Origin of the sequence: Streptomyces sp. NPDC058619, from assembly GCF_042717785.1 — a bacterium.
Classification (GTDB): domain Bacteria; phylum Actinomycetota; class Actinomycetes; order Streptomycetales; family Streptomycetaceae; genus Streptomyces.
In genome coordinates this window covers 18176-41033 of the sequence record NZ_JBHXQN010000033.1, presented here as the reverse complement: position 1 = coordinate 41033, position 22858 = coordinate 18176, and the positions used below count along the sequence as shown (strand labels likewise).

Sequence of the window (22858 nt, the reverse complement as noted above, 5' to 3'; positions counted from 1 at the left end):
CCACCACCGAGACCAAGCTCACCGAGCAGCGGTACGACACGACTCGTTCCTGGGCAGGCGGGCGATCCCCGTCCCGGGACGCTCCCGCGTACACCGACGGCTTGACCGTCGCACGGGTCGCCACGCGGTTCTTCGAGGGGGCCAGGGAGACGTACGACCTCTCCATCGAAGGGGTCCACGCCTCTTACGTGGCAGTCGGGTCGGCGCCTGCTCTCATTCACAACTGTGACCTGAACCTTGAAGGCGTCGCGCATCGGATGCACGATCAGATCACGACCGTGATGGATTATGCCTCACTGCAAACCGGGTACGTGGGTATCCCTGCGAGTAGGGTGCGGCTGCGGTCGAAATGGCAGGTAACAGAGACATGTGGGAGATGCTGAGATCGGCTTCCGCGGACACGCAGGATCCCTATGTGGTCAGGGCGCGGGAACGACTGGCGCGATGGGAAGACCTCCCGATGTCGAAATTCGACGTGTGGGGACGGCCCGTATCCGATTTCGGAGAGGGAAGGTCTGAGAATTCTCGATGGACTGGCCGTGGAGGGAATCTCCGTCCTGGAAGCGGAGGCGAGTGGAGTTTCTCAGCGAGGGCGGCTTACTTGATTTCCCCGGGCGGGTGTACGGGTTCCCCGAGCACTACGGCGAGAATGGGGATGCGTTCTTGGACCAGTCCATCCCCTTGTACCGCTCGGTGATTTCGCGCAAGGTCGTCAACCCGTACCCGGGGTGCTGGCCGGTGTCGCCGCTTCCGGCTGCCGGATAGCGGACACGGGCCCCGGTTTGACCCCTCCGACCGGGGCCCGTAACCTGGGCCGCTGGCGTGTCTATGTGCCCGCCGTCCACTGAGCACCTCACCTCCCGTCCCGCCTCGCGGTGTGGGGGAGGCCGGCCTGCGGCGTCTGTCGCGGGGCCGGCTGGCTTCAGGGGTTCCCGAATCGAGCGAGAGAGAGATCCGCGTGTACGCCATCGTGCGCAGCGGTGGTCGCCAGCACAAGGTTGCTGTTGGTGACATCGTTGAGGTTGACAAGATTTCCACTGCCAAGGTCGGCGACACGGTCGAGCTCTCGACCCTGCTCGTTGTCGACGGCGAAGCCGTGACCAGCGACCCGTGGGTGCTTGCCGGGATCAAGGTCCAGGCCGAGATCGTGGACCACCACAAGGGTGCCAAGATCGACATCCTGCGGTACAAGAACAAGACCGGCTACCGCCGTCGCCAGGGTCACCGCCAGCAGTACACGGCGATCAAGGTCACCGGTATCCCCACGGCTGCGAAGTAAGAGGGACTGAGACATGGCACACAAGAAGGGCGCATCGTCCACCCGGAACGGGCGCGACTCCAATGCCCAGCGGCTCGGCGTGAAGCGCTTCGGCGGTCAGGTCGTTTCCGCTGGTGAGATCCTCGTCCGCCAGCGCGGCACCCACTTCCACCCCGGTTCGGGTGTGGGCCGTGGTGGCGACGACACGCTGTTCGCGCTGCAGGCCGGTTCGGTCGAGTTCGGCACGCACCGTGGCCGCAAGGTCGTCAACATCGTTCCGGCCGCCTGATCCAGCTTCGGCTGATCACAGGCGTTCGTAACTTCCCGAGGGCGGATCTCAGCTCTTCCCGGCTCAGGCCGGGAAGAGAGGTCCGCCCTCGGCGCGTTGTCACGTAGAGACGTTCAATGGGTAGCAAGGCCTACCCCCCGGGCTTTCCGGGAAATTCCCGCTGTATCTGGAGGAACAACCATGACCACCTTCGTGGACCGCGTCGAGCTGCATGTCGCCGCGGGTAACGGGGGCCACGGCTGCGCCTCCGTTCACCGGGAGAAGTTCAAGCCGCTCGGCGGCCCCGACGGCGGCAACGGCGGCCGTGGCGGCGACGTGATCCTGGTGGTGGAGCAGGCGGTCACCACCCTGCTCGACTACCACCACAGCCCCCACCGCAAGGCCACCAACGGCAAGCCCGGCGAGGGCGGCAACCGCTCCGGCAAGGACGGCACGGACCTGATCCTGCCCGTGCCGGACGGCACCGTCGTCCTCGACAAGGAGGGCAACGTCCTCGCCGACCTCGTCGGCCAGGGCACCACCTTCGTGGCTGCCGAGGGCGGTCGCGGCGGCCTCGGCAACGCCGCGCTGTCCTCCGCGCGCCGCAAGGCGCCCGGCTTCGCGCTCCTAGGCGTCCCCGGCACCGGCGGCGACGTCATCCTGGAGCTCAAGACCGTCGCCGACGTGGCGCTGGTCGGCTTCCCGAGCGCGGGCAAGTCCTCGCTGATCTCCGTGCTCTCCGCGGCCAAGCCGAAGATCGCGGACTACCCGTTCACCACCCTCGTCCCGAACCTGGGCGTGGTCACCGCCGGCTCGACCGTCTACACGATCGCCGACGTCCCGGGCCTCATTCCCGGCGCCAGCCAGGGCAAGGGCCTCGGCCTTGAGTTCCTGCGCCACGTCGAGCGCTGCTCGATCCTCGTGCACGTCCTGGACACCGCCACCCTGGAGTCCGACCGCGACCCGCTGGCCGACCTCGACGTGATCGAGGAGGAGCTGCGGATCTACGGGGGCGGCCTGGAGAAGCGTCCGCGCCTCGTCGTCCTCAACAAGGTCGACATCCCCGACGGCAAGGACCTCGCCGAGATGGTCCGCCCGGACCTGGAGGCACGCGGCTACAAGGTCTTCGAGGTCTCCGCGGTCGACCGCACCGGCCTGAAGGAGCTGTCCTTCTTCCTCGCCGAGGTCATCGCCAAGGCGCGCGCCCGCAAGCCCAAGGAGGAGGCGACCCGCATCGTCATCCGGCCTAAGGCCGTGGACGACAGCGGCTTCACCATCGCCTACGACGAGGTCGAAGAGGTCTACCGGGTGCGCGGCGAGAAGCCGGAGCGCTGGGTCCGCCAGACCGACTTCAACATCGACGAGGCCGTCGGCTACCTCGCCGACCGCCTCAACCGCCTCGGCGTCGAGGACGCGCTGCGCAAGGCCGGCGCCCGTGCGGGCGACGGCGTCGCCATCGGCTCCGAGGAGAACGCGGTCGTCTTCGACTGGGAGCCGACCATGATGGCCGGCGCCGAGATGCTGGGCCGCCGCGGCGAGGACCACCGTCTGGAGGCTCCGCGTCCGGCGACCACGCGCCGCAAGGAGAAGGAAGCGGAGCGCGACTCCGTGCAGAAGGAGTACGACGAGTTCAAGCCGTTCTAGTCGTTCTCCCACGACGGGCCCGGTTCGGGTTTGAAGGTGCCTTTACACGGGTCCCCTAGGATCCACAGGGTGAACAGCAGCAACGCGCCCACGGTTTCCGTCGTGATCATTGCGTACAACGACGCCGGGCTCGTGGGCGAGGCCGTTACTTCGGCTCTCGCCCAGGGCCCGGTGGTCGCCGAGGTGATCGCCGTGAACGACGCCTCGTCCGACGGCACCGGTCGGGTCCTGGACGACCTCGCCGCCGTCCACCCCCGCCTGAAGGTCCTGCACCGCGCGGAGAACAGCGGGGGGTGCGGCACGCCCCGCAACGACGGGATCGCGCTCGCGACCGCTCCGTACGTCCTCTTCCTAGACAGCGACGACGTCCTGCCGCCGGGAGCCGCCGACGGCCTGGTGCGCACGGCCGTCCTGCACCGCACCCCGGTCACCGTCGGATCGGCGGTCCGCCGCGAGCTGCCCCAGCAGCACGACGTGCCGTGGATGCCCGGCCTGCACACCCCCGGAGACGTGATCGAGCGGCCGGCCGACCGGCCCGACCTCGTCCGGGACACCCTCTGCGTCAACAAGCTCTACGAGCGCGCCTTCCTCGACAAGCACGGCCTGCGCTTCCCCGACGGCCGCTTCGTCTACGAGGACTTCGTGTTCACCGCCCGCGTCCTCGCCGCAGCCCCCCGCATCGCCGTCACCGGCGACCTCGTCTACGTCTGGCACGTACGCCGCGCCGCCGCCCAGGTGTCGATCTCCCTGGACCGCAAGGACGTCGGCAACTGGCGCTCCCGGATCGAGGCACACCGCGCCGCCTCCCGGATCCTGGCCCACGCCTCCCCGGAGCTGGGCCGCGCCTGCCAGGTGAAGTTCCTGGAGTACGACCTGCGCATGTACCTGCGCGAGCTCGGCAAGGACCCGGAGTACCAGCGCGCCTGGTGGACCCTGACCCGCGAGTACCTCGACACCTTCGCCGAAGCCGACATCGAGGCCGCCGCCCCGCACGCCCGCTGGATCGTACGGGTGCTGCGCGCCGCCGAGGCACCGCCCGCCGACGTCGAGCGGCTCACCCGCCTCGCGGCCGAGCCGCCCCGGCTGCTGCCCCCGTACGCGGTAGCCCCCGGCGGGACCCCGGTGTGGAGCGCGGAGCTCCCCGTCCCGCTCGACGGGCTGCTCGCCCTGCCGACCGCCGCCCTGCCGGTGACCATGGACGCCGAACCGGCCGGCAAGGCGGCCGTGCGCGTCCGGCTGCACGACCTGTACGGGCGCCTGGGCGCGTCCGCACCCCGCACCGCGCAGCTGCGCTTCCTGCCCCGCGCCGGCGGTGAGCCCGTGCTCGCCAAGCCGGTGGAGCTGACCCCCGACGGGGACGGCGGCTGGACGGCCCTGCTGCCCTTCCGCCTCGCCGACCTGGCCTCCACCGGCCGGACCCAGGGCCTGCGCCGGCTCCAGACGTGGAACGTGGAGGTGGGCGTGGAGTGCGCCGACGGGAGCTCCCTGCTCACCCCGCTGCGCCCCCGCAGTCCGCTGCTCCGCCGCCGGGCCCTGCCCAGCAGCCGGTACGGTGTCCTGCTGACGCAGCCGTACCGCACGGCCTCCGGAGCGCTGGCCCTGCGCCTCGCACCCGGCGCCGCGGGCGCGCTGTACCTCGTACGCAACCGATTCGACCGGGCCCGGGCGGGTCGCGCGTCGGGCTGAGCACCACGACCTCAGCGCCAGAACACGGACAGGACCAGGGAGACACACATGACGTTTCTGATCACCGGGGGCGCCGGATACATCGGCGCGCACGTCGTCCGGGCGATGCTGCTCGCGGGGGAGCAGGTGGTCGTCCTCGACGACCTCTCCACGGGCAATGAGAACCGCGTCCCGGAGGGCGTACCGCTGGTGATCGGCTCGGTCCTGGACCGGCTGGTCCTCGACAAGACCATCGCCGACTACCGGATCACCGGCGTGGTGCACCTGGCGGGCAAGAAGCAGGTCGGCGAGTCCGTCGAGAAGCCGATGTACTACTACCACGAGAACGTGGGCGGCCTCGCGGTCCTCCTCCAGGCCGTGGCCGCCGCGGGCATCCGCAACGTCCTCTTCTCCTCCTCGGCCTCCGTCTACGGCATGCCCGACGTGGAGCTTGTCACCGAGGACACCCCCTGCGCGCCGCTGAGCCCGTACGGCGAGACCAAGCTGGCCGGCGAGTGGCTGGTCCGCGCGGCCGGCAAGGCGCACGGCATCTCCACCGCCTGCCTGCGCTACTTCAACGTGGCGGGGGCCGCGACCCCCGAGCTCGCCGACACCGGTGTCTTCAACCTGGTCCCGATGGTCTTCGAGCGCTACGACGCCGGCCAGGGCGCCAAGATCTTCGGTGACGACTACGCGACCCCGGACGGCACCTGCGTCCGCGACTACATCCACGTCGCGGACCTCGCGGACGCCCACGTGGTGGCGGCCCGCAAGCTCGCCGAGTGGGCCGCGGCCGGCGACTACAAGGACCTGACCGTCAACATCGGGCGCGGCGAGGGCGTCTCCGTCCGGGAGATGGTCGAGCTCCTGAACGAGAACACCGGGCACGACTACGCCCCGGTCGTCTCCCCGCGCCGCCCCGGCGACCCGGCGAAGGTCGTGGCCTCCGCCGAGCGCATCGGCAGCGAGCTGGGCTGGAAGGCCCGCCACGACGTCCGCGAGATGGTCACCTCCGCCTGGGCCGGCTGGGAAGCCCACCGCAAGGCCTGACCCCCGGTCGTAACGCGGCCGCCCGCCCCCGAGGTGTCGGGGGCGGGCGGCCGCGTCGTGTCCGGGGCGGGGCCGGTCAGCGCTCCAGGAAGGCGAACAGCTCTTCCCACCGGTCGGTGATCCCGGCGCTGGAGTACCGCTGCACCGAGCGGAAGGCCGACTCGCCGAGCCGGTCGCGCAGTTCGCGGTCCGCCATCAGGGCGTCCAGGTGCCCGGCCAGCTCCATGGTGTTGCCCAGCCGGGCCAGCAGGCCGTCCTCGCCGTGCGTGACGATCTCCCGCACACCCGGCGCGCAGTCGAACGCCGCCGCCGGGACGCCCGCCGCCATCGCCTCCAGCAGGGTGATCGGGAAGCCCTCGGCCCGGGAGGCCTGCGCGAAGACCGAGGCCCCGCGCAGCGCGCCCAGCACGTCGTCCGTACTGCCCATCCACTCCACGGAGTCGTCCAGCCCCAGCGAGGAGCAGTGCGCCCTCAGGGTCGGCTCCTCGATGCCCGCGCCGTAGATCCGCAGGACCCAGTCGGGGTGGTGCGGGGCGGCGTCCGCCCACGCGTCGAGCAGCAGGTCGACGCCCTTCTCGAACGCGAGGCGGCCGACGCTGGCGACGACCTTCTCGGTGCGCGGAGCGGGCTGCTCCGGCATGAAGGGCAGCGGGTTCGGCATGCTGCCGACGTTCTCCATGCCCGCCCGGATCCACAGGTCCGCGTCCTCGGCGGTCAGCACCAGCAGCCGGTCCGCCTCGCGGTAGTGGCGGCGGACCCGGTCGCCGCGGCTGGACTTCTGACTGGCCTCGAACGACTCGTGGCTCATGCCGATGACGCTGAGCCCCTTGGTGTCGGCGAGCGCCACCCACTCCATCGCCCACACCTGGGTGACGATCACGACGGCGCCCGGTGCGGCCGCCCGGAACAGCTCGCTCAGCTGCTCGGCCTTGGTCCGCATCAGCGCGCGCCGGGCCGCCTGGCGGCGCCGTTCGGGCGCGTTCAGCCGGCCCTTGAGGCCCTGGAGCCGGCGCGCCGGCGGCGGCTGGGACGCGTACAGGGTCGTCGTCGCGTACGGCAGGTCCGCCGGGAGCTTCTGCCGGATCTCCTCGGCGACCGGGGCGATGCCGACGATGTGCACCCGGTGGCCGCGGTCGGTGAACAGCCGGGCCATCTGGTGCGACCAGGTGGTCACGCCGCCGAGCTCGTCGACGTTGTTGGAGACGAGGAAGATGTCACGGCCGCCCGGGGTGGCGGTCTGCTGGCTCACTTGCCGCTCCTGGTGAAGAACTTCTCGACGATCTGGCGCGCGGCGTCCCCGCGGTCGTACTCGCCGAACTCGGTGAGGAAGCGCTGGCGGGCCTCGGCGTACTTGGCGTCCGCCTCCTCGAAGGCGGAGAGCGCCTGCAGCAGCTCGTCCGCCGTGGCCACCACCGGGCCCGGGGCCTTCTCCTTCAGGTCGAAGTACGTGCCGCGGATGTCGGTGGCGTACTTCTCGTAGTCGTACGCGAAGAACAGCATCGGCCGGTCCAGGGCCGCGTAGTCGAACATCACGGACGAGTAGTCGGTGATGAGACCGTCGGCGAGGGCCAGCAGCGGGGTGATGTCGTGGTGCCGCGACACGTCGAGGACCCGGCCCGCGACGGACGGCGGGAGGGAGACGCTGTTGAGGTAGTGGGTCCGCACCAGCAGGGTGAAGCGGTCCCCGAGCCGGTCCGCGAACTCCTCCACGTCGAAGGGGAACTCGAAGCCCTCCACCGCGCCGTCCGCGTTCGCCCGGAACGTCGGCGCGTACAGCAGCACCTTCTTCTCCGGGTCGATGCCCAGCTCCGCGGCGAGCGGGCCGCGCACCCGCTCGCCGCTCTGCGCCTCGGACCGGTGCGCCTCGACGAGGGCGTCGTTGCGCGGGTAGCCGGTGCGCAGCAGCACCTCGTCCCGCAGCCGGAAGCCCTTGGCGAGGGTGCGGGTGTCGTGCTCCGAGCGGATCAGGAAGTGGTCGAAGCGGTCGACGGCCGCCTGGAACCGGTCTTGGCCGGCCCGTCCCTGCGCCTTGGTGCGGGGCTCGTGGAAGCCCATGCGCTTGAGCGCGGAGCCGTGCCAGGTCTGGATGTACGTGGTGCCCGGGCGCTTGGCGAGGGCCAGCGGGAACCCCTGGTTGTCCACCCAGAACTCGGCCTGGGCCAGCGCCCGCAGGTAGGGCCAGCTCCAGCGCCGCACCAGGGTGGCCTCCTTGGGGAAGCCGGTGGGCTTGCCCGCGTACGACCAGATCGCCTCGAAGGGGACGCCCTGGCGCACCATCTCCTCGTAGATCGCCTTGGGGCTGTCGCTGTACTGCTTGCCCATGTGGCTCTCGAAGACGACCGTGCCCTTCTTGACGGGCAGCTTCGAGAAGACCTCGTGGTAGAGCTTCACCTTCTGCTCGCCCGAGCCCATGTTCCGGCGGGTCCGCAGGGCCTTGCGCAGGCCCCGCTTGACCACTCCGGCGGCCTTGCCGTGTATGGCGTTGTTGATCAGCGTCTGGGTGCGGACGGCCGCGGCGCCCTCGGCGGTCAGGACGTAGGAGAGGTTGCCCTTCTTGGTGACCTCCGGCTCGAAGCGGTCGGAGACCAGCCGGGTCAGCCGCGGGCGCACGCGCAGCCGGGACGCCGACTCCAGGTCGACCGCGCCGACCGACACGCGGGTGGTGACGCGGTCGCGCCCGGCGTTCAGCCGGAGCCGGACGTCCCACACGGCGTCGATGATGCCGAGCGGGCGGACGGTGCCGCCGATGTCGGCGCTGCCGCTCCACTCGATCGTGTCACCGGCGTGGCGCACGGTTGCCATCGGGAAGCTGAACGAGCGGACGCCGATCTGCCGCCGGGCCCGGAATTCGAGCGTGGCGGTCAGCTCGGCGTCGGGCCGGATCCGGCCCAGCGGGTTGACGACGGCGCCGGACAGCGTGACGGTGCCGCGCCCGTCGTCCTCGTAGGAGGTGAGGCGGTTGCCCAGCTGGAGCGAGGAGAGCGGGGTGGTGTGGAAGCCGTCCCCGGTGACGTCCAGTATCCGGCGGGCCTCGGTGTCGTCCGGGTTGTCAATGTGCTGCGCGCACCAGTAGATGCGGCCGTCGCGCTCGGCGAGGGGGGAGGAGAGCCGTCCCTTGTTCGTCATGGCGTCGGCGGCCGGGAGGAGGTTGTCCCAGTCCTCCTTGCCGAGCAGGTAGGCGCAGATCGCCTGGAGGCGCGTGACGTTCTCGTACGCGGCCGGGTCGATCCCGGCGAGGTAGCCGTTGGCCAGGCGGGCGAACTCCTGGCGGTACGCGTCGCCCAGCAGGGGCAGGTCGCGCAGGTGCAGCACCAGGTCGTGCTTGAGGAACTTGGCGTCCTTCGCGGACTTGATGTCCGTGTGGCCCTTGGAGGCCAGCAGCTCGTCCACCCGGCGGTGGATCTCCATCCGGTGGACGAAGTTCGCGATCTCGTGGCGCCGGTTGCTGATCGACTTGGCGGAGGCCTTCTCGATCACGTTCCAGAAGTAGACGTGGTTCGGGATCAGCGTGATGCGCCGGGCCGCCACGTACGCCTGCGCCGAGAACAGCAGGTCCTCGTAGTGGATGCCGACCGGGAACTCCAGGCCCTGCTCCAACAGGAACGAGCGCCGGTAGCACTTGTTCGTGGAGAGGGTGTCGTAGACCAGCAGGTCGGGGAACTCGGTGATCGACTCCAGCGTGCGCGTGCGCGAGTAGATCCACGGGTACCACTCGGTGGTCTTGCCCCACCGGTTTTCGAGGTGCACGCGCACGCACATGCCCGAGACCAGGTCGGAGCCGGTCCGCTCGGCGGCGTCCAGCATGTTCCGGCAGGCGTTGCGCTCCAGCACGTCGTCGCTGTCCAGGAACATGACGTACGTGCCGGTGGCCTGCGCGATGCCGTGGTTGCGCGGGGCGCCGCAGCCCCCACTGTTCTCCGGAAGTTGGAACGCGCGCACTTTCCCCGGGTGCGCGGCTTCCAGTTCCTGGGCGACGGTGAAGGACCTGTCCTTGCTGCAGTCGTCGACGATCACGACCTCGACCCCGTGCAGGGTCTGGTCCAAAACCGACTGGACTGCTGTCGACAGACGCTCTGCGTCGTTGTAGACGATGACGACCACGGAGACGTCGGGCACGTGCACCTCGATCCCTTCGATTCGTTTCGCTCAGCTGATTCCGCTTAACCAGTCAAAGCTACCGCGTACCGCACTCGACTCAGGCAGGCCGACGCTCGGCATGCGGGTTCTGGGGAAGAGGTGAGTGGCAGGTCCGGTCGTCGGCAATCACCCGTTCGGACCCAGCAGGATGTGTTCATGACCAAGCTGTCCGTAGTTGTCCCCTGCTTCAACGAAGAAGCCGTCATCGACAGCTTCGACGTGGAGATCCGCAGGGTCCTGGACGCCCTCCCCGTCGACTACGAGGTCTGCTACGTCGACGACGGAAGCCGCGACGGCACGCTGCGCAAACTGCGGAAGATCGCGGCCGAGCACGGCGAGCGGACCCGCTTCGTCTCCTTCAGCCGCAACTTCGGCAAGGAGGCCGGCATGCTCGCCGGCCTGCGCGTGTCCACCGGCGACGCCGTCGTGATCATGGACGCCGACCTCCAGCACCCGCCGGAGCTCATCGCCACCATGCTGGAGCACCACCGGCAGGGGCACGACCAGATCATCGCCCGCCGTTCGCGCGAGGGGGACAAGAAGGTCCGCTCCGTGCTCAGCCGGCTGTACTACCGGGGGGTCAACCGCTGGGTGGACGTGGAACTCGCCGACGGGGTCGGTGACTTCCGCATGCTCTCGCGTCCGGCCGTGGACGCGCTGCTGTCGCTGCCGGAGTACAACCGCTTCTCCAAGGGCCTGTTCTCCTGGATCGGCTTCGACACGGTCCACTTCGACTACCGGAACGCGCAGCGCGAGGCCGGCGAGACGAAGTGGAAGTTCGGCGCCCTGCTGAACTACGGCATGGACGGCCTGATCTCCTTCAACAACAGGCCGCTGCGGACGGGCATCTGGCTCGGCGTGTCGCTGGTGGCCCTGACCGCGCTCTACGCGCTGTGGATCACGGTCGCGGCGATGACCAACGGCGTCGAGTCGCCGGGGTACGTCACCCTCGTGGCGATCATCGTGGGGCTCGGCGGCGTACACATGATCATGCTCGGCCTGATCGGCGAGTACATCGGGCGCATCTACTATGAGACCAAGCGGCGGCCGCACTTCCTGGTGAAGGAAGCCCACGGCTCCGACCCCGTCCCGCGCGTGGCGCTGACCGCGGAACCGGGGAGGTCCGGCCCGGCCGCAGAGGCGACGGCCGTCGAGCACAGCGCGGAGCGCGGCACCAGATGAGCAGAAGGCAACAGCTCGGCCAGCTCTTCCGCTTCGGCCTCGTGGGGGCCGTCAACACCGGCACCTTCTACCTGCTGTACCTGCTCATGCACCCCTGGATGCCGTACTTCGCCGCCTACACCCTCGCCTTCCTGCTCTCGATGGTCGGCTCGTTCTTCATGAACACCTACTTCACCTACCGCACCCGCCCCACCTGGAAGAAGTTCCTGCTCTTCCCCCTGACGAACGTCACCAACTACGTCGTCCAGTCGGTGGGGCTGTACGCCCTGGTGACCTGGGCCGGCCTCGGCACGCGGATCGCCCCGCTGGTCGCGGCGGTCGTGGCCATCCCCTTCACCTACCTGCTCTCCCGCAAGATCCTCGTCCCGGGCGGCGCCCGGGGCGGGAAGGCGGAACCGGAACCCGTGCGGTCGGGACCGGCGGGGCAGGCGGGTGAGGCGGGTGAGGCGGACCGGACGACCGGTGAGGCGGGCCGGGGCGGCGAGGTCGGCCGGACCGGCGAGGTCGGGCGGGGCGGTCAGGGCGGGCACGGCGGTCCGGGCGGGTCGTCCAGGGTCTGAAACCCCCGCGCAGCCCCTCCCGGCCACCCCGTAGATTGAGGTCACAGGCATTCGGCAAGGGGCAAGGGGACATACGTGTCAGCGGCTAGGCAAGGTGTCGTGGACGCCCGCAGGATCGTGGTCAAGGTCGGCTCCTCCTCCCTGACCACGGCGGCGGGCGGCCTCGACGCCGACCGGGTGGACGCCCTGGTGGACGTCCTGGCCAAGGCGCGCGGCGGCGGCGAGAAGGAGATCGTCCTCGTCTCCAGCGGAGCCATCGCCGCCGGCCTCTCCCCGCTCGGCCTGCGCCGCCGCCCCAAGGACCTGGCCCGGCAGCAGGCCGCCGCCAGCGTCGGGCAGGGCCTGCTCGTCGCCCGCTACACCGCCTCCTTCGCCCGCTACGGCATCCGCGTCGGACAGGTCCTGCTCACCACCGACGACACCAGCCGGCGGGCGCACTACCGCAACGCCTACCGGACCCTGGACCAGCTGCTCGCCATGGGCGCGCTGCCCGTCGTCAACGAGAACGACACCGTCGCCACGGACGAGATCCGCTTCGGCGACAACGACCGCCTGGCCGCCCTCGTCGCCCACCTCGTACGGGCCGACCTGCTGGTGCTGCTCTCCGACGTGGACGGCCTCTACGACGGCGACCCCTCCCTGCCCGGCACCACCCGGATCGACGAGGTCCGCGGCCCCGCGGACATCGCGCACGTCTCCATCGGCAGCGCGGGCAAGGCCGGCGTGGGCACCGGCGGCATGGTCACCAAGGTCGAGGCGGCGAGGATCGCCGCCGCCGCCGGCATCCCCGTGGTGCTGACCTCCGCCAGCCAGGCCGCCGACGCCCTGGCCGGGCGCGCCACCGGCACCCACTTCCACGCGACGGGCCGCCGCTCCGGCGACCGGCTGCTCTGGCTCCAGCACGCCTCCACCCCCCAGGGGCACCTCGTCCTGGACGAGGGCGCGGTCCGCGCCGTCACCGAGCGCGGCAGTTCTCTGCTGCCCGCGGGCATCGCCGCCGTCGAGGGCGACTTCATCGCGGGGGACCCGGTGGAGCTGCGCGACACCTCGGGCCGGGCGGTCGCGCGCGGCCTGGTCAACTTCGACGCCAAAGAGCTTCCGCAGCTGCTCGGCCGCTCCACCCGCGAGCTCGCTCGGGAACTCGGACCCGCGTACGAGCGGGAGGTCGTCCACCGCGACGATCTCGTCCTGCTGCAGGGCTGAGGTTCGGTAAAACCGCCGCGCGGGGGCCTGGGGACTGGTCAACTGTGAGGGGCGGGTGGACACGCGTAGCGGAGACAGGAGGCGGCTGGTGAGACGAGCGCTGACCAGCGTCGGTACGGGGGACGGTGAGGGCGGCGGGCACGAGCAGGAGCCGGACCACGACTCCCGCCTGTGGCACGTCACCCTGAGCGTCTCCGGCAAGCCGGCGCCGCTGTCCGAGGTCCGGCGCGGACTGGAGCAGCTGGCCCACGACCACCCCTTCCTGCTGACGAGCCGCTACGCCGACGACCACGCCGAGATCCGCTACTGGGAAGAGGCCCGCGACCTCCACGACGCCGCGGCTGTCGCCCTGCGGCTGTGGGGTGAGCACCGCTCGTCGGCGCAGCTGCCGCCCTGGGAGATCGTCGGGCTGGAGGTCATCGACCGCGCCACCTACCACCAGCGGGTGGCGGAGGGCTACGGCCCGCCCCCGGCCCACCCGGTGGGCGTACACCCGTACTGACCCCGCACCCCTGGCCGCCGGGACGGGCCCCGACCCCGACGGGCGCCCCGACCCTCACGGGCCGCACCGGCCGGTGAGGGCGCCCCACCCGTGCGGGATTCCTTCCCTCCGCGGGCATTCATCCGGCCCCGCTGCGCAAGATCCGGCCTCGCCGGCGTTTGAGGCGCGGGGTCTGGGGCGGAGCCCCAGGGATCTCCGGCCCCGCCGGTGTCTCGGGGGGTGGGACCCCGCCGGCCGCGGCCCGGCCGGGGACTACCCTGGCCGCATGACCTCGCTCGACGACGCCACCGCCACCTCGCCCGTCCTCGCCACGGCGCGAGCCGCCCGCACGGCCGCCGCCGTCCTCGCCCCACTCCCGCGGTCCGCCAAAGACGCGGCCCTGCTGGCCGTCGCGGACGCGCTGGAGGCCCGTACGGCCGAGATCGTCGAGGCCAACGCCGTCGACACCGCCAAGGCGCGGGCCGCCGGCACGAGCGAGACCGTCATCGACCGCCTCACCCTCACCCCGGAGCGCGTCGCCGCCATCGCCTCCGACGTGCGGGACGTCGCCGCCCTCCCCGACCCCGTCGGGGAGGTCGTCCGGGGCAACACCCTGCCCAACGGCATCGACCTCCGCCAGGTCCGCGTCCCGCTCGGCGTCGTCGGCATCATCTACGAGGCCCGCCCCAACGTCACCGTCGACGCCGCCGCCCTCTGCCTCAAGTCCGGCAACGCGGTCCTCCTGCGCGGCAGCTCCTCCGCCTACGCCTCCAACACCGCACTCGTCGCCGTCCTCCGCGACGCCGTCGAGGGCGCGGGCCTGCCCGCCGACGCCGTCCAGCTGGTCCCGGGGGAGTCCCGCGACTCCGTCCGCGAGCTGATGCGCGCCCGCGGCCTCGTCGACGTGCTCATCCCGCGCGGCGGAGCCTCCCTCATCAAGACGGTGGTCGAGGAGTCGACGGTCCCGGTCATCGAGACCGGCACCGGCAACTGCCACGTCTACGTCGACGCCCAGGCCGACCTCGCCATGGCCGTGGACATCCTCGTCAACTCCAAGGCCCAGCGGCCCTCGGTCTGCAACTCCGCCGAGACCCTCCTGGTCCACCGCGACATCGCCGACGCCTTCCTGCCGCGCGCCCTCGACGCCCTCGCCGACGCCGGAGTGACCGTGCACGGCGACGACCGCGTCCTCGCGGCCGCCCGGGACAGCAAGGTCACCGCCCTGCCCGCGACCGACGAGGACTGGGCCGCCGAGTACCTGTCCTACGACATCGCGGCCGGCGTCGTGGATTCCCTGGACGACGCGGTCGCCCACATCCGCCGCTGGACCTCCGGCCACACCGAGGCGATCGTCACCACCTCACAGGCCGCCGCCCGCCGCTTCACCCAGCTGGTCGACTCGACCACGGTCGCCGTGAACGCCTCCACCCGGTTCACGGACGGTGGCCAGTTCGGTTTCGGCGCCGAGATCGGAATCTCCACCCAGAAGCTGCACGCCCGGGGCCCCATGGGCCTTCCGGAGCTCACCTCCACCAAGTACATCGTCACCGGAGACGGTCACATTCGGTAGTCGGCCCTCCCACACCGGGTGGCCGGATTAGCCGTACACCCTGCCCAAAGGAGCCCCCCAGGTCTACGCTTGGTCCTGTGCCGGACGACGTGGGGGGCAAGCCGTTCCCGGACGACGGGGAGCCCGACGACGACCGCGGAGGCGCGGATCACGACTTCGCCTCCGTGGTGTTCGACGAGGCCTTCGTCCGGAACGCCGAGATCCATGAACCGAGCGCCGCCGAGCGCCAGAGGGCGGCCGACCGGGCGCGCGCCGAGGCCGAAGCGGCCCGGACCGCCGTCGCGGGCGGATGGACGGCCGACGACGACACCTACGGGTACACCCACCCCGACGGGTACGAGGACCACGGCTGGGACCACGACCGTCAGGGCTACTACGACGGCCCGTACGGGGCCTACGGCGGCAGCCTGCGCCCCTACCGCGGTCGCTCGCCCTGGCTCCGCCCCGTCGCCTGGGTCCTCGCCTTCGTGCTGGGGCTCGGCATGGTCGCGCTCGCCTTCAGCGCCGTCTACCGCAGCGCCTCGGGCCAGGCGGACCCCGCTCCGGCCCCCGCCAGTACACCATTGGGGGAAGTCAGCGGCGCCGGCGCGTTTATGGACCCCGTCGGCCGCCAACCCTGAAGGTACGACCCCACTCGCATTTTCGCCGGAGCTGGGGGCTTCTCTGAAGCGGGGACAGCGGGGAGAAGCGATGGCCGGACCAGACGATCCACCCAACGGCGCCCCCGACGGCACCGGCGGTGACGACGACGAGTTCCGGGCGGACGAGTACCGGTCGGTGGTGTTCGACGAGGACTTCGTACGGGCTGCCCGGATCCAGGAGTACTCCGCGAATGAACGCATGGGCGAACACGCCCGCGCCGTGCGCAGCCGCTCCATCTGGTCCGTCGGGGGAGGCGCGGGCTCCCGCGGCGGCCCTCCCGGCCGGGGCGCCCGACAGGGCCGGCTGCTGGTGCTGTTCATCGCCCTGGCCTTCGCCACGGCGGTCTACATGGGGCTGCGCAACCCGTACGTCCCCCCGCCCGACGGGGTGGCCGAGCCCCTCACCAGCACCGTCGTGCCGCTGGCGCCCGGCACGCCCGTACCCGGCGGGCAGCCCGCCGACCTGTTCGCGCAGAGCCCCGCGGCCGACTACCGCATCGGAGCGGTCGGGATCACCATGCCCGCCGTGCGCCGCACCCCGCACTTCACCGACGGCCAGGTGGCCATCGCCCTGTCCATCGCCAAGGACTACCTGGTGCAGTCCTCCCTGGACCCCGACGTCCTGGCCGGCACCGCCTCCCGCCCGGTCCGGGTGCTCATCGACCCCGACCAGCTGACGCAGTTCGACCGGAGCATGGCCTCGCCCTCCGGAGACGGCCGGCACGCGGCGACGGGCTGGCTGGTCCGCTTCGACCCGGGAACCGCCGTCGTCGCGGATCCCCGGGTCCGGGTCAGCGGAACCCTCGGCTTCGAGGAGCAGGCCCCCGACGTACTGGAGGTGACCACCGACCACACCTTCGTCTACGCCGTCCGCCCGGCCACCGGGCCTCCGGCCGCCGCCGACGGCGCCTCGCTCTTCACGGTGCGGCGCGAGCTGCGGCTGCGCTTCGACCGGGACGACCTGGGTGCCCGTCGCGCGGAACTCGCCTCGGCCTACGTGATGGCCGGACCGCAGGACTGCTCCGCCGACCCGGCCGCGGGCTTCCGCCCGCTGCCGGCCGGAGCCGCCCCGACCACGGTGGGCCCGGCCGCGAGCGACCCGTACGCCAGCGGCCACCCGCGGCGCGCGGCCGGGCTGTGCGGCGTACTGGCGGCGCCCGCGACCCCGGGGGCCGCGCCCGTCAGCCCTGGTCCGTAGCCCCTCCCTTGCCCTCCGTGCCGGCGGCCGAGCCGCCGCCCGCACCGGAACCCGCACCGGCTCCGGTGAACCGGTCGCGCAGCTTGCCGCCCAGGTCGGCCGTACCGCCCGCGATGTCGCCGACCAGCTTCATCAGCGGGTCCTTGCTGGTGCGCACCGCGTCGGCGTAGTGCGTGGCCGACTGCCGGAACGAGTCGCTCACCGAGGCGTCCTTGTCCTCGTCCCGCCGCGGGTAGTGGCCGTCCATGATCCGCTGGTAGTCGCGGCTCTCCGCCCACTTCTTCAGCTCGGCCGCCCGCACCGTGGTGAAGGGGTGCGTCCGGGGCAGCACGTTGAGGATCTTCAGCACGGAGTCGCGCAGATCGCCGCTCGACTCGTACTCCTCGGCCTGGGCGAGGAAGGCGTCCACGTTCATCTCGTGGAGGTGGTTGCCTCCCGCGATCTTCATCAGCCCGCGCATCGAGGCCTGCGGGTCCTGGCCCACCAGAAGCCCGGCCCGGTCCGCCGAGAGCTCCGACTTGCGGAACCACTCCCGCAGCGCGGTCACGAGCGCCATGATCGCCACATTGCCCAGGGGGATCCAGGCCACCTTCAGCGCCAGACCCGTCAGGAACAGCAGGATCGTGCGGTACACGGCGTGCCCGGAGAGGGCGTGGCCCACCTCGTGGCCCACCACCGCCCGCATCTCCTCCTCGTCGAGCAGCTCGACCAGGCCCGTCGTCACCACTATGATCGGCTCGTCGAGGCCGATGCACATGGCGTTGGGCTTCGGGTCCTGCTGCACGTACATCTGGGGGACCTTCTCCAGGTCCAGGATGTAACACGCGTCGCGGAGCATCGTGTGGAGGTGGGGGAACTGCGCATCGCTGACCCGCACCGACTCCGACAGGAACAGCAGCCGCAGGCTCCGCTCCGGGAGGAGCCCGCTCAGGGCCTTGAACACCGTGTCGAAGCCGCTCAGCTTCCGCAGCGCCACCAGCGCCGAACGGTCCGCGGGGTGCTCGTACGCCCGCGAGGAAATACCGGGGAACCTCCTGCGGTCCCGCGCCGGTGCCTTCTCGAAACCCGTCTTCTCCGTCATTGCGCCCTCCCCTGGATCGGCCTGCCTGGCCGTGCGTCTATCCTCTCCAACGCCTGAGTCGACGTGAGCGTGCCCCAGGCCCCCGCATACGATGTGAGCGAAGTCTCCGCCCGCTCCCCCGACTCGATAGGTACCTGCCTGATGAGCCTCTCCTCCACCGCCCACAACCTGGTCGTCCTCGCATCGGAGGGGGCCGAGCACGGCGGCAACCACAGCAGCCTGAACCCGTACCTGACCGGTGGCGCCGCGCTCGGCATCCTGCTCCTGATGCTCTGGATCACCACCCGCCTGAACCGCGACCGCTAGACCGCGGACGGTTTCGCACCGGTGTCCCGTACGGGCTCGCAAGCGGGTCCGGGCCGCTCCACCGGGCCAGTAGGCTCTGCGCTCATGGGAGAGCAGGAAATGCCTACCGGCCCGGTCAAGCGCCGGCTCGGCGTCATGGGCGGGACATTCGACCCGATCCACCACGGACACCTGGTGGCGGCCAGCGAAGTGGCCGCCCTGTTCCATCTCGACGAGGTGGTGTTCGTACCGACCGGTGAGCCGTGGCAGAAGTCGCAGGGCGCCGTGTCCGCCGCCGAGGACCGCTACCTGATGACGGTCATCGCCACGGCCTCGAACCCCCAGTTCTCGGTGAGCCGCATCGACATCGACCGCGGCGGGCCGACGTACACGATCGACACCCTGCGCGATCTGAAGGCGCTGAACGACGACGCCGACCTCTTCTTCATCACCGGTGCCGACGCGCTCGCGCAGATCCTGACCTGGCGCAATGCCGACGAGCTCTTCTCCCTCGCGCATTTCATCGGGGTCACCCGGCCGGGCCACGTGCTCACCGACGACGGCCTGCCCGAAGGCGGCGTCTCCCTGGTCGAGGTGCCCGCGCTGGCCATCTCGTCCACCGACTGCCGGGCGCGGGTCGCCAAGGCGGACCCGGTCTGGTATCTGGTGCCGGACGGTGTCGTGCGTTACATCGACAAGCGTGAGCTGTACCGGGGAGCCTGAGCTTCCGGAGAGAGGGGCCCCGCGTGAACGACCGACAGGACGCGTACGACCCGTACGCAGCCCAGGAGCAGCAGCTCATCGGCTACGACGCGTACGGGCGGCCGGTGTACGGCCCGGCGCCCGCGCAGCCCGACCGGCCCGTTCCGCCCGCGCCCCGGTACGAACAGCAGCAGTACGAGCAGCCGTACGAGCAGCAGCAGTACGACCCGCAGCAGTACGGGCAGCAGTACGACGACCGGTCCTACGGCTACGACCAGCAGGGTTACGACCAGCAGCAGGACTACGGCCGGCAACCGCAGCAGCAGGACTACTACGCCTCGCAGCCGCCCGCCCAGGAGTACGCGCAGCAGGAGTACCCCCAGGCACCCGCCTACGGGTACGACACGCAGCAGACCCAGCAGTGGATCCCGCAGCAAACCGCCCCGCAGCAGGCCGCCCCCCAGGCGCCGCCGGAGCCGGCGCCCCGCCCCGGGCCGCCCGCGGCGCAGGTCCCCGAGCCGCGCCGCTCCGACGCGGACGCCGCCCCCGACTACCGCACCGAGCAGTTCTCCTTCATCGACCAGCCGGACGAGGACTCCGAGGACGTCATCGACTGGCTCAAGTTCACCGAGAGCCGGACCGAGCGCCGCGAGGAGATCCGCCGCCGCGGCCGCAACCGGGTGGTGGCGCTGATCGTCGTCCTCGCCCTGTTCGTCGTCGCGGGCCTCGGCTACCTCTGGTACCAGGGCAAGCTGCCGTTCCTCGACGGACCGGGGAAGGACAAGACCGCCGCGACGGCCGGCGCCGGCGCGCAGAAGCGGGACATGATCGTCGTCCACCTGCACAACACGAAGAAGGGCGGCACCTCCTCGGCGCTGCTCGTCGACAACGTCACCGCCAAGCAGGGGGCCACGGTCCTGCTGCCGAACGCCCTCGGTGTCCCCGCGGCCGACGGCACCGCCACCACCCTCGGCAAATCGGTCGAGGACGGCGGCCTCGGCACCCGCGAGTCCCTGGACTCGGTGCTCGGCACCAGCATCGGCGGCACCTGGCGGCTGGACACCCCGTTCCTGGAGAACCTGGTCGAGCTCGTCGGCGGCATCGAGACCGACACCGACGCCGCGGTCCCGGCCGACGACGCCGCGAAGACCCCCGCCGTCGGGCAGGGCGAGAAGCAGAGCCTGAGCGGCCCGATGGCCGTCGCGTACGCCACGTACCGCGCCCAGGGCGAGCCGGAGTCCAAGCAGCAGGAACGCATGGGCCGGGTGCTCCAAGGGGTCCTGCGCAAGGTGCCGGGCGATCCCAAGGCGGCGGCGGTGACGGTCGAGAGCATCGGCCAGATCCTCGACCCGGCGCTCGACGCGCAGACCCTCGGCGCCCTGCTGTCCCGGCTCGGCGAGCACGCCAAGGTGGGCGCGTACCGCACGGACGTCCTCGCGGTGAAGCCGGACGGCACCCTCACGGACGAGACGAACAAGAAGGTCGTCAAGGAGGTCCTCGGCGGCTCGGTCTCGGCCACGCAGCCCGGCGCCACCCCCCGGGTGGGCCTGAAGGACGCCACCGGCGACGACAAGGCGCAGGCGGCGGCGAGGGCCGCGCTGCTCAACGGCGGCTACGCCTTCGTGGACGGCGGCAAGGCCGGCAAGATGGCGGCCGCGTCCCAGATCACGTACCAGGACGACGCCCAGCGGGACCGGGCCGTCGAGGTCGCCAAGACGCTGGGCCTGCCCGAGACGGTCGTGAAGAAGGCCGAGAACGCGGTGAACGCGGACGTCGTGGTGATCCTCGGAAAGGACTACAAACCATCCTGACCCGGGCCCCGAACGGGTTCGCAGGCGCGGTCGCGCCCGCGCGGGACGTTCCGCGCGGGCGGTGTCGGCGGTACATGAGACCCTTGTAAGGATCTGCCCGCCAACCCGAAAGCATGGCCAGTGACCGCCACGGACCGCTCCATCGAGCTCATCACCGCCGCCGCCCAGGCCGCGGCCGACCGGCTCGCGCACGACATCATCGCGTACGACGTCAGCGACGTGCTGTCGATCACCGATGCCTTCCTGCTCGCATCGGCGCCCAACGACCGCCAGGTCAAGTCGATCGTCGACGAGATCGAGGAGCGCCTCCTCAAGGAGCTCGGCGCCAAGCCGGTGCGCCGTGAGGGCGACCGCGACGCCCGCTGGATCCTGCTCGACTACGTCGACATCGTCGTCCACGTCCAGCACAGCGAGGAGCGCGTCTTCTACGCGCTGGAGCGCCTGTGGAAGGACTGCCCCGAGATCGAGCTGCCCGAGGACGCCAAGCTCACGCTCGGCAAGGCCGAGGAGCACGCCAAGCTGCGCGAGGCGGCGGGCGACGACGAGCTGGACGGTGATCTGTTCTGAGCGGGACCACCTCCGGCACGACCACCAGGAAGATCGTCCTGTGGCGGCACGGCCAGACCGCGTGGAACCTGGAGCGACGCTTCCAGGGCTCCACGGACATCGAGCTGACCGATGCGGGTGTGGCGCAGGCGCGCCGCGCCGCCCGGCTCCTCGCCTCGCTGAAGCCGGACGCCATCGTGGCCTCCGACCTCAGCCGGGCTTCGGCCACGGCTGCCGAGCTGGCGGCCGTCACCGGCCTGACGGTCGAGCACACCCCGGCGCTGCGGGAGACGTACGCGGGGGAGTGGCAGGGCCTCACGCACGACGAGATCCTCGAGAAGTACGGCGAGCAGTACGCGGCGTGGAAGCGCGGCGAACCGGTCCGCAGGGGCGGTGGCGAACTGGAGACCGAGGTCGCCGACCGCGCCGCGCCCGTGGTGCTGGAGCACACCGGCCGGCTGCCGCGGGGCGGGACGCTCGTCGTCGTCAGCCACGGCGGCACGATCCGTACGACCATCGGCCGTCTGCTGGGCCTGGACTCGTACTACTGGGAGGGCCTCGGCGGGCTCTCCAACTGCTGCTGGTCCGTCCTCGGCGAGGGCGCGCGCGGCTGGCGCCTGATGGAGCACAACGCCGGAACGCTCCCCGAACCGGTGCTCGGAGACGACGACTGAGCAGCTCCCCGCGGCCCTCCTGCCGGGGCAGCCACCCGGATTTCACTTTCCGGCTGGTCGCAGGCTAGAGTTCTTCTTGTTCGCAGCGCAGAACACCGGAGACGGGGGGAGCGCGGCGGAGAGCGGGGCTATAGCTCAGTTGGTAGAGCGCCTGCATGGCATGCAGGAGGTCAGGAGTTCAATTCTCCTTAGCTCCACAAAATCAGAATCCCGTCCCCAACTGGGGGCGGGATTCTTGCTTTTGCCCCCTTTGCGCTTGCTGGCCGGGCCTGTACCGGCATGGCAGAATCGGACCGCCGGAGGGGGACACGACGGCCCGACGCGGGAGGGAGTCGCTGACGGATGGGTGCACACCGGCGGCGGTGCGACTGGTGCAACAACGGCACGCCGATCGTGCGGGACATGGACCCGGTCAACTCCGACTACCAGTACTGGTGCGAGGAATGCGCACGGGCGCTGATCATAAAAGGCGATCCGATCGAGACCTACCGTGAGCTGGAAGGGGAGCCGATCTACGGCCGGCTGCTCGACGAGCACTGCACGCTCAAGCGGTTCTACCAGTTCGCCCGAGCGTGACGTAAGCAGGCTAAAACGGACATGGCCCGTGGTCGGTGGAAATCGATTTTTGGACCAGGGCCATGACCGTGTAATGTTTGAGACGTCGCCGAGGGGAACCGGCAAGGGACACCGAGCGACAGGCAGTACGAGGGGCTATAGCTCAGTTGGTAGAGCGCCTGCATGGCATGCAGGAGGTCTGGAGTTCAATTCTCCATAGCTCCACAGTGAAGAAGCGGGGCACCCCGATAGGGTGGGCCCCGTGTGGTTTTGCCGGGTGCGGTGCAGGTTGCGGTTGTGGGGCCGGCGCCGCCGCCGCATCCACGACGCGGAGGGGGCGAGCGGGC

20 protein-coding genes, 2 tRNA genes and 1 pseudogene are annotated in these 22858 nt (G+C 71.0%); 20 read left to right on the top strand and 3 right to left on the bottom strand.

Annotation, left to right across the window (positions count from 1 at the left end; all coding sequences use genetic code 11):
* Positions 1–958 precede the first annotated feature (958 nt).
* The 5 genes from rplU to galE all read left to right on the top strand — a co-directional run bounded on the left by rplU (position 959) and on the right by galE (position 5885).
* Positions 959–1279: a 50S ribosomal protein L21 gene (gene rplU, locus ACFWTC_RS26585; RefSeq protein ID WP_383913250.1), complete on the top strand. Its 321-nt coding sequence runs from the start codon at positions 959–961 to the stop codon at positions 1277–1279.
* 13 nt (positions 1280–1292) lie between these two features.
* Positions 1293–1547, top strand: a complete 255-nt coding sequence (gene rpmA / locus ACFWTC_RS26580; RefSeq protein WP_030013081.1) for a 50S ribosomal protein L27 — start codon at positions 1293–1295, stop codon at positions 1545–1547.
* Between the two features lie 180 nt (positions 1548–1727).
* Entirely contained in the window at positions 1728–3170 is a 1443-nt protein-coding gene (gene obgE, locus ACFWTC_RS26575; protein WP_383928035.1) for a GTPase ObgE, read from the top strand.
* Positions 3171–3239: 69 nt separating this feature from the next.
* The gene (locus ACFWTC_RS26570) at positions 3240–4856 is read left to right on the top strand and encodes a glycosyltransferase family 2 protein (RefSeq protein ID WP_383928038.1); all 1617 of its coding nucleotides are present in this window, start codon (positions 3240–3242) and stop codon (positions 4854–4856) included.
* Positions 4857–4904: 48 nt separating this feature from the next.
* Positions 4905–5885 carry a UDP-glucose 4-epimerase GalE gene (gene galE, locus ACFWTC_RS26565; protein ID WP_383928040.1) on the top strand — a complete coding sequence of 327 codons (981 nt, stop codon included), beginning with the start codon at positions 4905–4907 and terminating at the stop codon, positions 5883–5885.
* A 76-nt stretch (positions 5886–5961) separates the two neighbouring features.
* On the opposite strand, the gene ACFWTC_RS26560 is transcribed toward galE, so the two are convergent.
* Entirely contained in the window at positions 5962–7134 is a 1173-nt protein-coding gene (locus tag ACFWTC_RS26560; protein WP_383915248.1) for a glycosyltransferase, read from the bottom strand.
* On the bottom strand, positions 7131–10007 hold the full coding sequence (locus tag ACFWTC_RS26555) for a CDP-glycerol glycerophosphotransferase family protein (protein WP_384028009.1): 2877 nt from the start codon (positions 10005–10007) through the stop codon (positions 7131–7133). The genes ACFWTC_RS26560 and ACFWTC_RS26555 overlap by 4 nt, the downstream gene beginning before the upstream one ends.
* 171 nt (positions 10008–10178) lie before the next feature.
* On the opposite strand from ACFWTC_RS26555, the gene ACFWTC_RS26550 reads away from it, so the two are divergent.
* The 7 genes and pseudogenes from ACFWTC_RS26550 to ACFWTC_RS26520 all read left to right on the top strand — a co-directional run bounded on the left by ACFWTC_RS26550 (position 10179) and on the right by ACFWTC_RS26520 (position 16857).
* Positions 10179–11204 carry a glycosyltransferase family 2 protein gene (locus ACFWTC_RS26550; RefSeq protein WP_383915250.1) on the top strand — a complete coding sequence of 342 codons (1026 nt, stop codon included), beginning with the start codon at positions 10179–10181 and terminating at the stop codon, positions 11202–11204.
* Positions 11201–11614 (top strand): annotated as a pseudogene (locus ACFWTC_RS26545) (GtrA family protein); the annotation flags it as partial. The gene ACFWTC_RS26550 and the pseudogene ACFWTC_RS26545, both read left to right, overlap by 4 nt.
* 225 nt (positions 11615–11839) lie before the next feature.
* A complete protein-coding gene (proB, locus tag ACFWTC_RS26540; protein ID WP_383915251.1) occupies positions 11840–12967 on the top strand; it encodes a glutamate 5-kinase in 1128 nt (375 codons plus the stop codon).
* Between the two features lie 55 nt (positions 12968–13022).
* Entirely contained in the window at positions 13023–13469 is a 447-nt protein-coding gene (locus ACFWTC_RS26535) for a hypothetical protein (RefSeq protein ID WP_383915252.1), read from the top strand.
* Between the two features lie 265 nt (positions 13470–13734).
* A complete protein-coding gene (locus ACFWTC_RS26530) occupies positions 13735–15018 on the top strand; it encodes a glutamate-5-semialdehyde dehydrogenase (RefSeq protein ID WP_383915253.1) in 1284 nt (427 codons plus the stop codon).
* Between the two features lie 77 nt (positions 15019–15095).
* Positions 15096–15638 carry a hypothetical protein gene (locus ACFWTC_RS26525; protein WP_383915254.1) on the top strand — a complete coding sequence of 181 codons (543 nt, stop codon included), beginning with the start codon at positions 15096–15098 and terminating at the stop codon, positions 15636–15638.
* 70 nt (positions 15639–15708) lie between these two features.
* Positions 15709–16857, top strand: coding sequence for a hypothetical protein (locus ACFWTC_RS26520; protein ID WP_383915255.1), 1149 nt, complete (start codon positions 15709–15711; stop codon positions 16855–16857).
* Here ACFWTC_RS26520 and ACFWTC_RS26515 read toward each other — a convergent pair.
* Positions 16841–17938, bottom strand: coding sequence for a M48 family metallopeptidase (locus ACFWTC_RS26515; RefSeq protein ID WP_383915256.1), 1098 nt, complete (start codon positions 17936–17938; stop codon positions 16841–16843). The genes ACFWTC_RS26520 and ACFWTC_RS26515 overlap by 17 nt on opposite strands.
* A 141-nt stretch (positions 17939–18079) precedes the next feature.
* On the opposite strand from ACFWTC_RS26515, the gene ACFWTC_RS26510 reads away from it, so the two are divergent.
* From ACFWTC_RS26510 to ACFWTC_RS26475, 8 genes are all read left to right on the top strand, one after another.
* Positions 18080–18244 (top strand): hypothetical protein, encoded by a 165-nt coding sequence (locus tag ACFWTC_RS26510; RefSeq protein ID WP_267718561.1) that lies wholly within the window; start codon positions 18080–18082, stop codon positions 18242–18244.
* 84 nt (positions 18245–18328) lie between these two features.
* Positions 18329–18946 (top strand): nicotinate-nucleotide adenylyltransferase, encoded by a 618-nt coding sequence (gene nadD, locus ACFWTC_RS26505; protein ID WP_383915257.1) that lies wholly within the window; start codon positions 18329–18331, stop codon positions 18944–18946.
* A 23-nt stretch (positions 18947–18969) separates the two neighbouring features.
* Positions 18970–20736, top strand: a complete 1767-nt coding sequence (locus ACFWTC_RS26500; RefSeq protein ID WP_384028008.1) for a LytR C-terminal domain-containing protein — start codon at positions 18970–18972, stop codon at positions 20734–20736.
* A 120-nt stretch (positions 20737–20856) separates the two neighbouring features.
* Positions 20857–21303: a ribosome silencing factor gene (gene rsfS, locus ACFWTC_RS26495; protein WP_267718558.1), complete on the top strand. Its 447-nt coding sequence runs from the start codon at positions 20857–20859 to the stop codon at positions 21301–21303.
* Positions 21300–21956 (top strand): histidine phosphatase family protein, encoded by a 657-nt coding sequence (locus tag ACFWTC_RS26490; RefSeq protein WP_383915409.1) that lies wholly within the window; start codon positions 21300–21302, stop codon positions 21954–21956. Before rsfS ends, ACFWTC_RS26490 begins: the two co-directional genes overlap by 4 nt.
* A 124-nt stretch (positions 21957–22080) precedes the next feature.
* Positions 22081–22153 (top strand) — tRNA-Ala (locus ACFWTC_RS26485).
* A 145-nt stretch (positions 22154–22298) separates the two neighbouring features.
* Positions 22299–22532, top strand: a complete 234-nt coding sequence (locus ACFWTC_RS26480) for a hypothetical protein (protein WP_267718557.1) — start codon at positions 22299–22301, stop codon at positions 22530–22532.
* 131 nt (positions 22533–22663) lie between these two features.
* Positions 22664–22736, top strand: a tRNA-Ala gene (locus ACFWTC_RS26475).
* The last annotated feature ends 122 nt before the right edge of the window (positions 22737–22858 follow it).

Coding starts and splice junctions, on each gene's coding strand:
- ACFWTC_RS26480 (WP_267718557.1), top strand. CDS start 22,299: ATGGGTGCACACCGGCGGCGGTGCGACTGGTGCAACAACGGCACGCCG.
- ACFWTC_RS26510 (WP_267718561.1), top strand. CDS start 18,080: ATGAGCCTCTCCTCCACCGCCCACAACCTGGTCGTCCTCGCATCGGAG.
- ACFWTC_RS26515 (WP_383915256.1), bottom strand. CDS start 17,938: ATGACGGAGAAGACGGGTTTCGAGAAGGCACCGGCGCGGGACCGCAGG.
- obgE (WP_383928035.1), top strand. CDS start 1,728: ATGACCACCTTCGTGGACCGCGTCGAGCTGCATGTCGCCGCGGGTAAC.
- ACFWTC_RS26520 (WP_383915255.1), top strand. CDS start 15,709: ATGGCCGGACCAGACGATCCACCCAACGGCGCCCCCGACGGCACCGGC.
- ACFWTC_RS26550 (WP_383915250.1), top strand. CDS start 10,179: ATGACCAAGCTGTCCGTAGTTGTCCCCTGCTTCAACGAAGAAGCCGTC.
- ACFWTC_RS26530 (WP_383915253.1), top strand. CDS start 13,735: ATGACCTCGCTCGACGACGCCACCGCCACCTCGCCCGTCCTCGCCACG.
- galE (WP_383928040.1), top strand. CDS start 4,905: ATGACGTTTCTGATCACCGGGGGCGCCGGATACATCGGCGCGCACGTC.
- nadD (WP_383915257.1), top strand. CDS start 18,329: ATGGGAGAGCAGGAAATGCCTACCGGCCCGGTCAAGCGCCGGCTCGGC.
- rpmA (WP_030013081.1), top strand. CDS start 1,293: ATGGCACACAAGAAGGGCGCATCGTCCACCCGGAACGGGCGCGACTCC.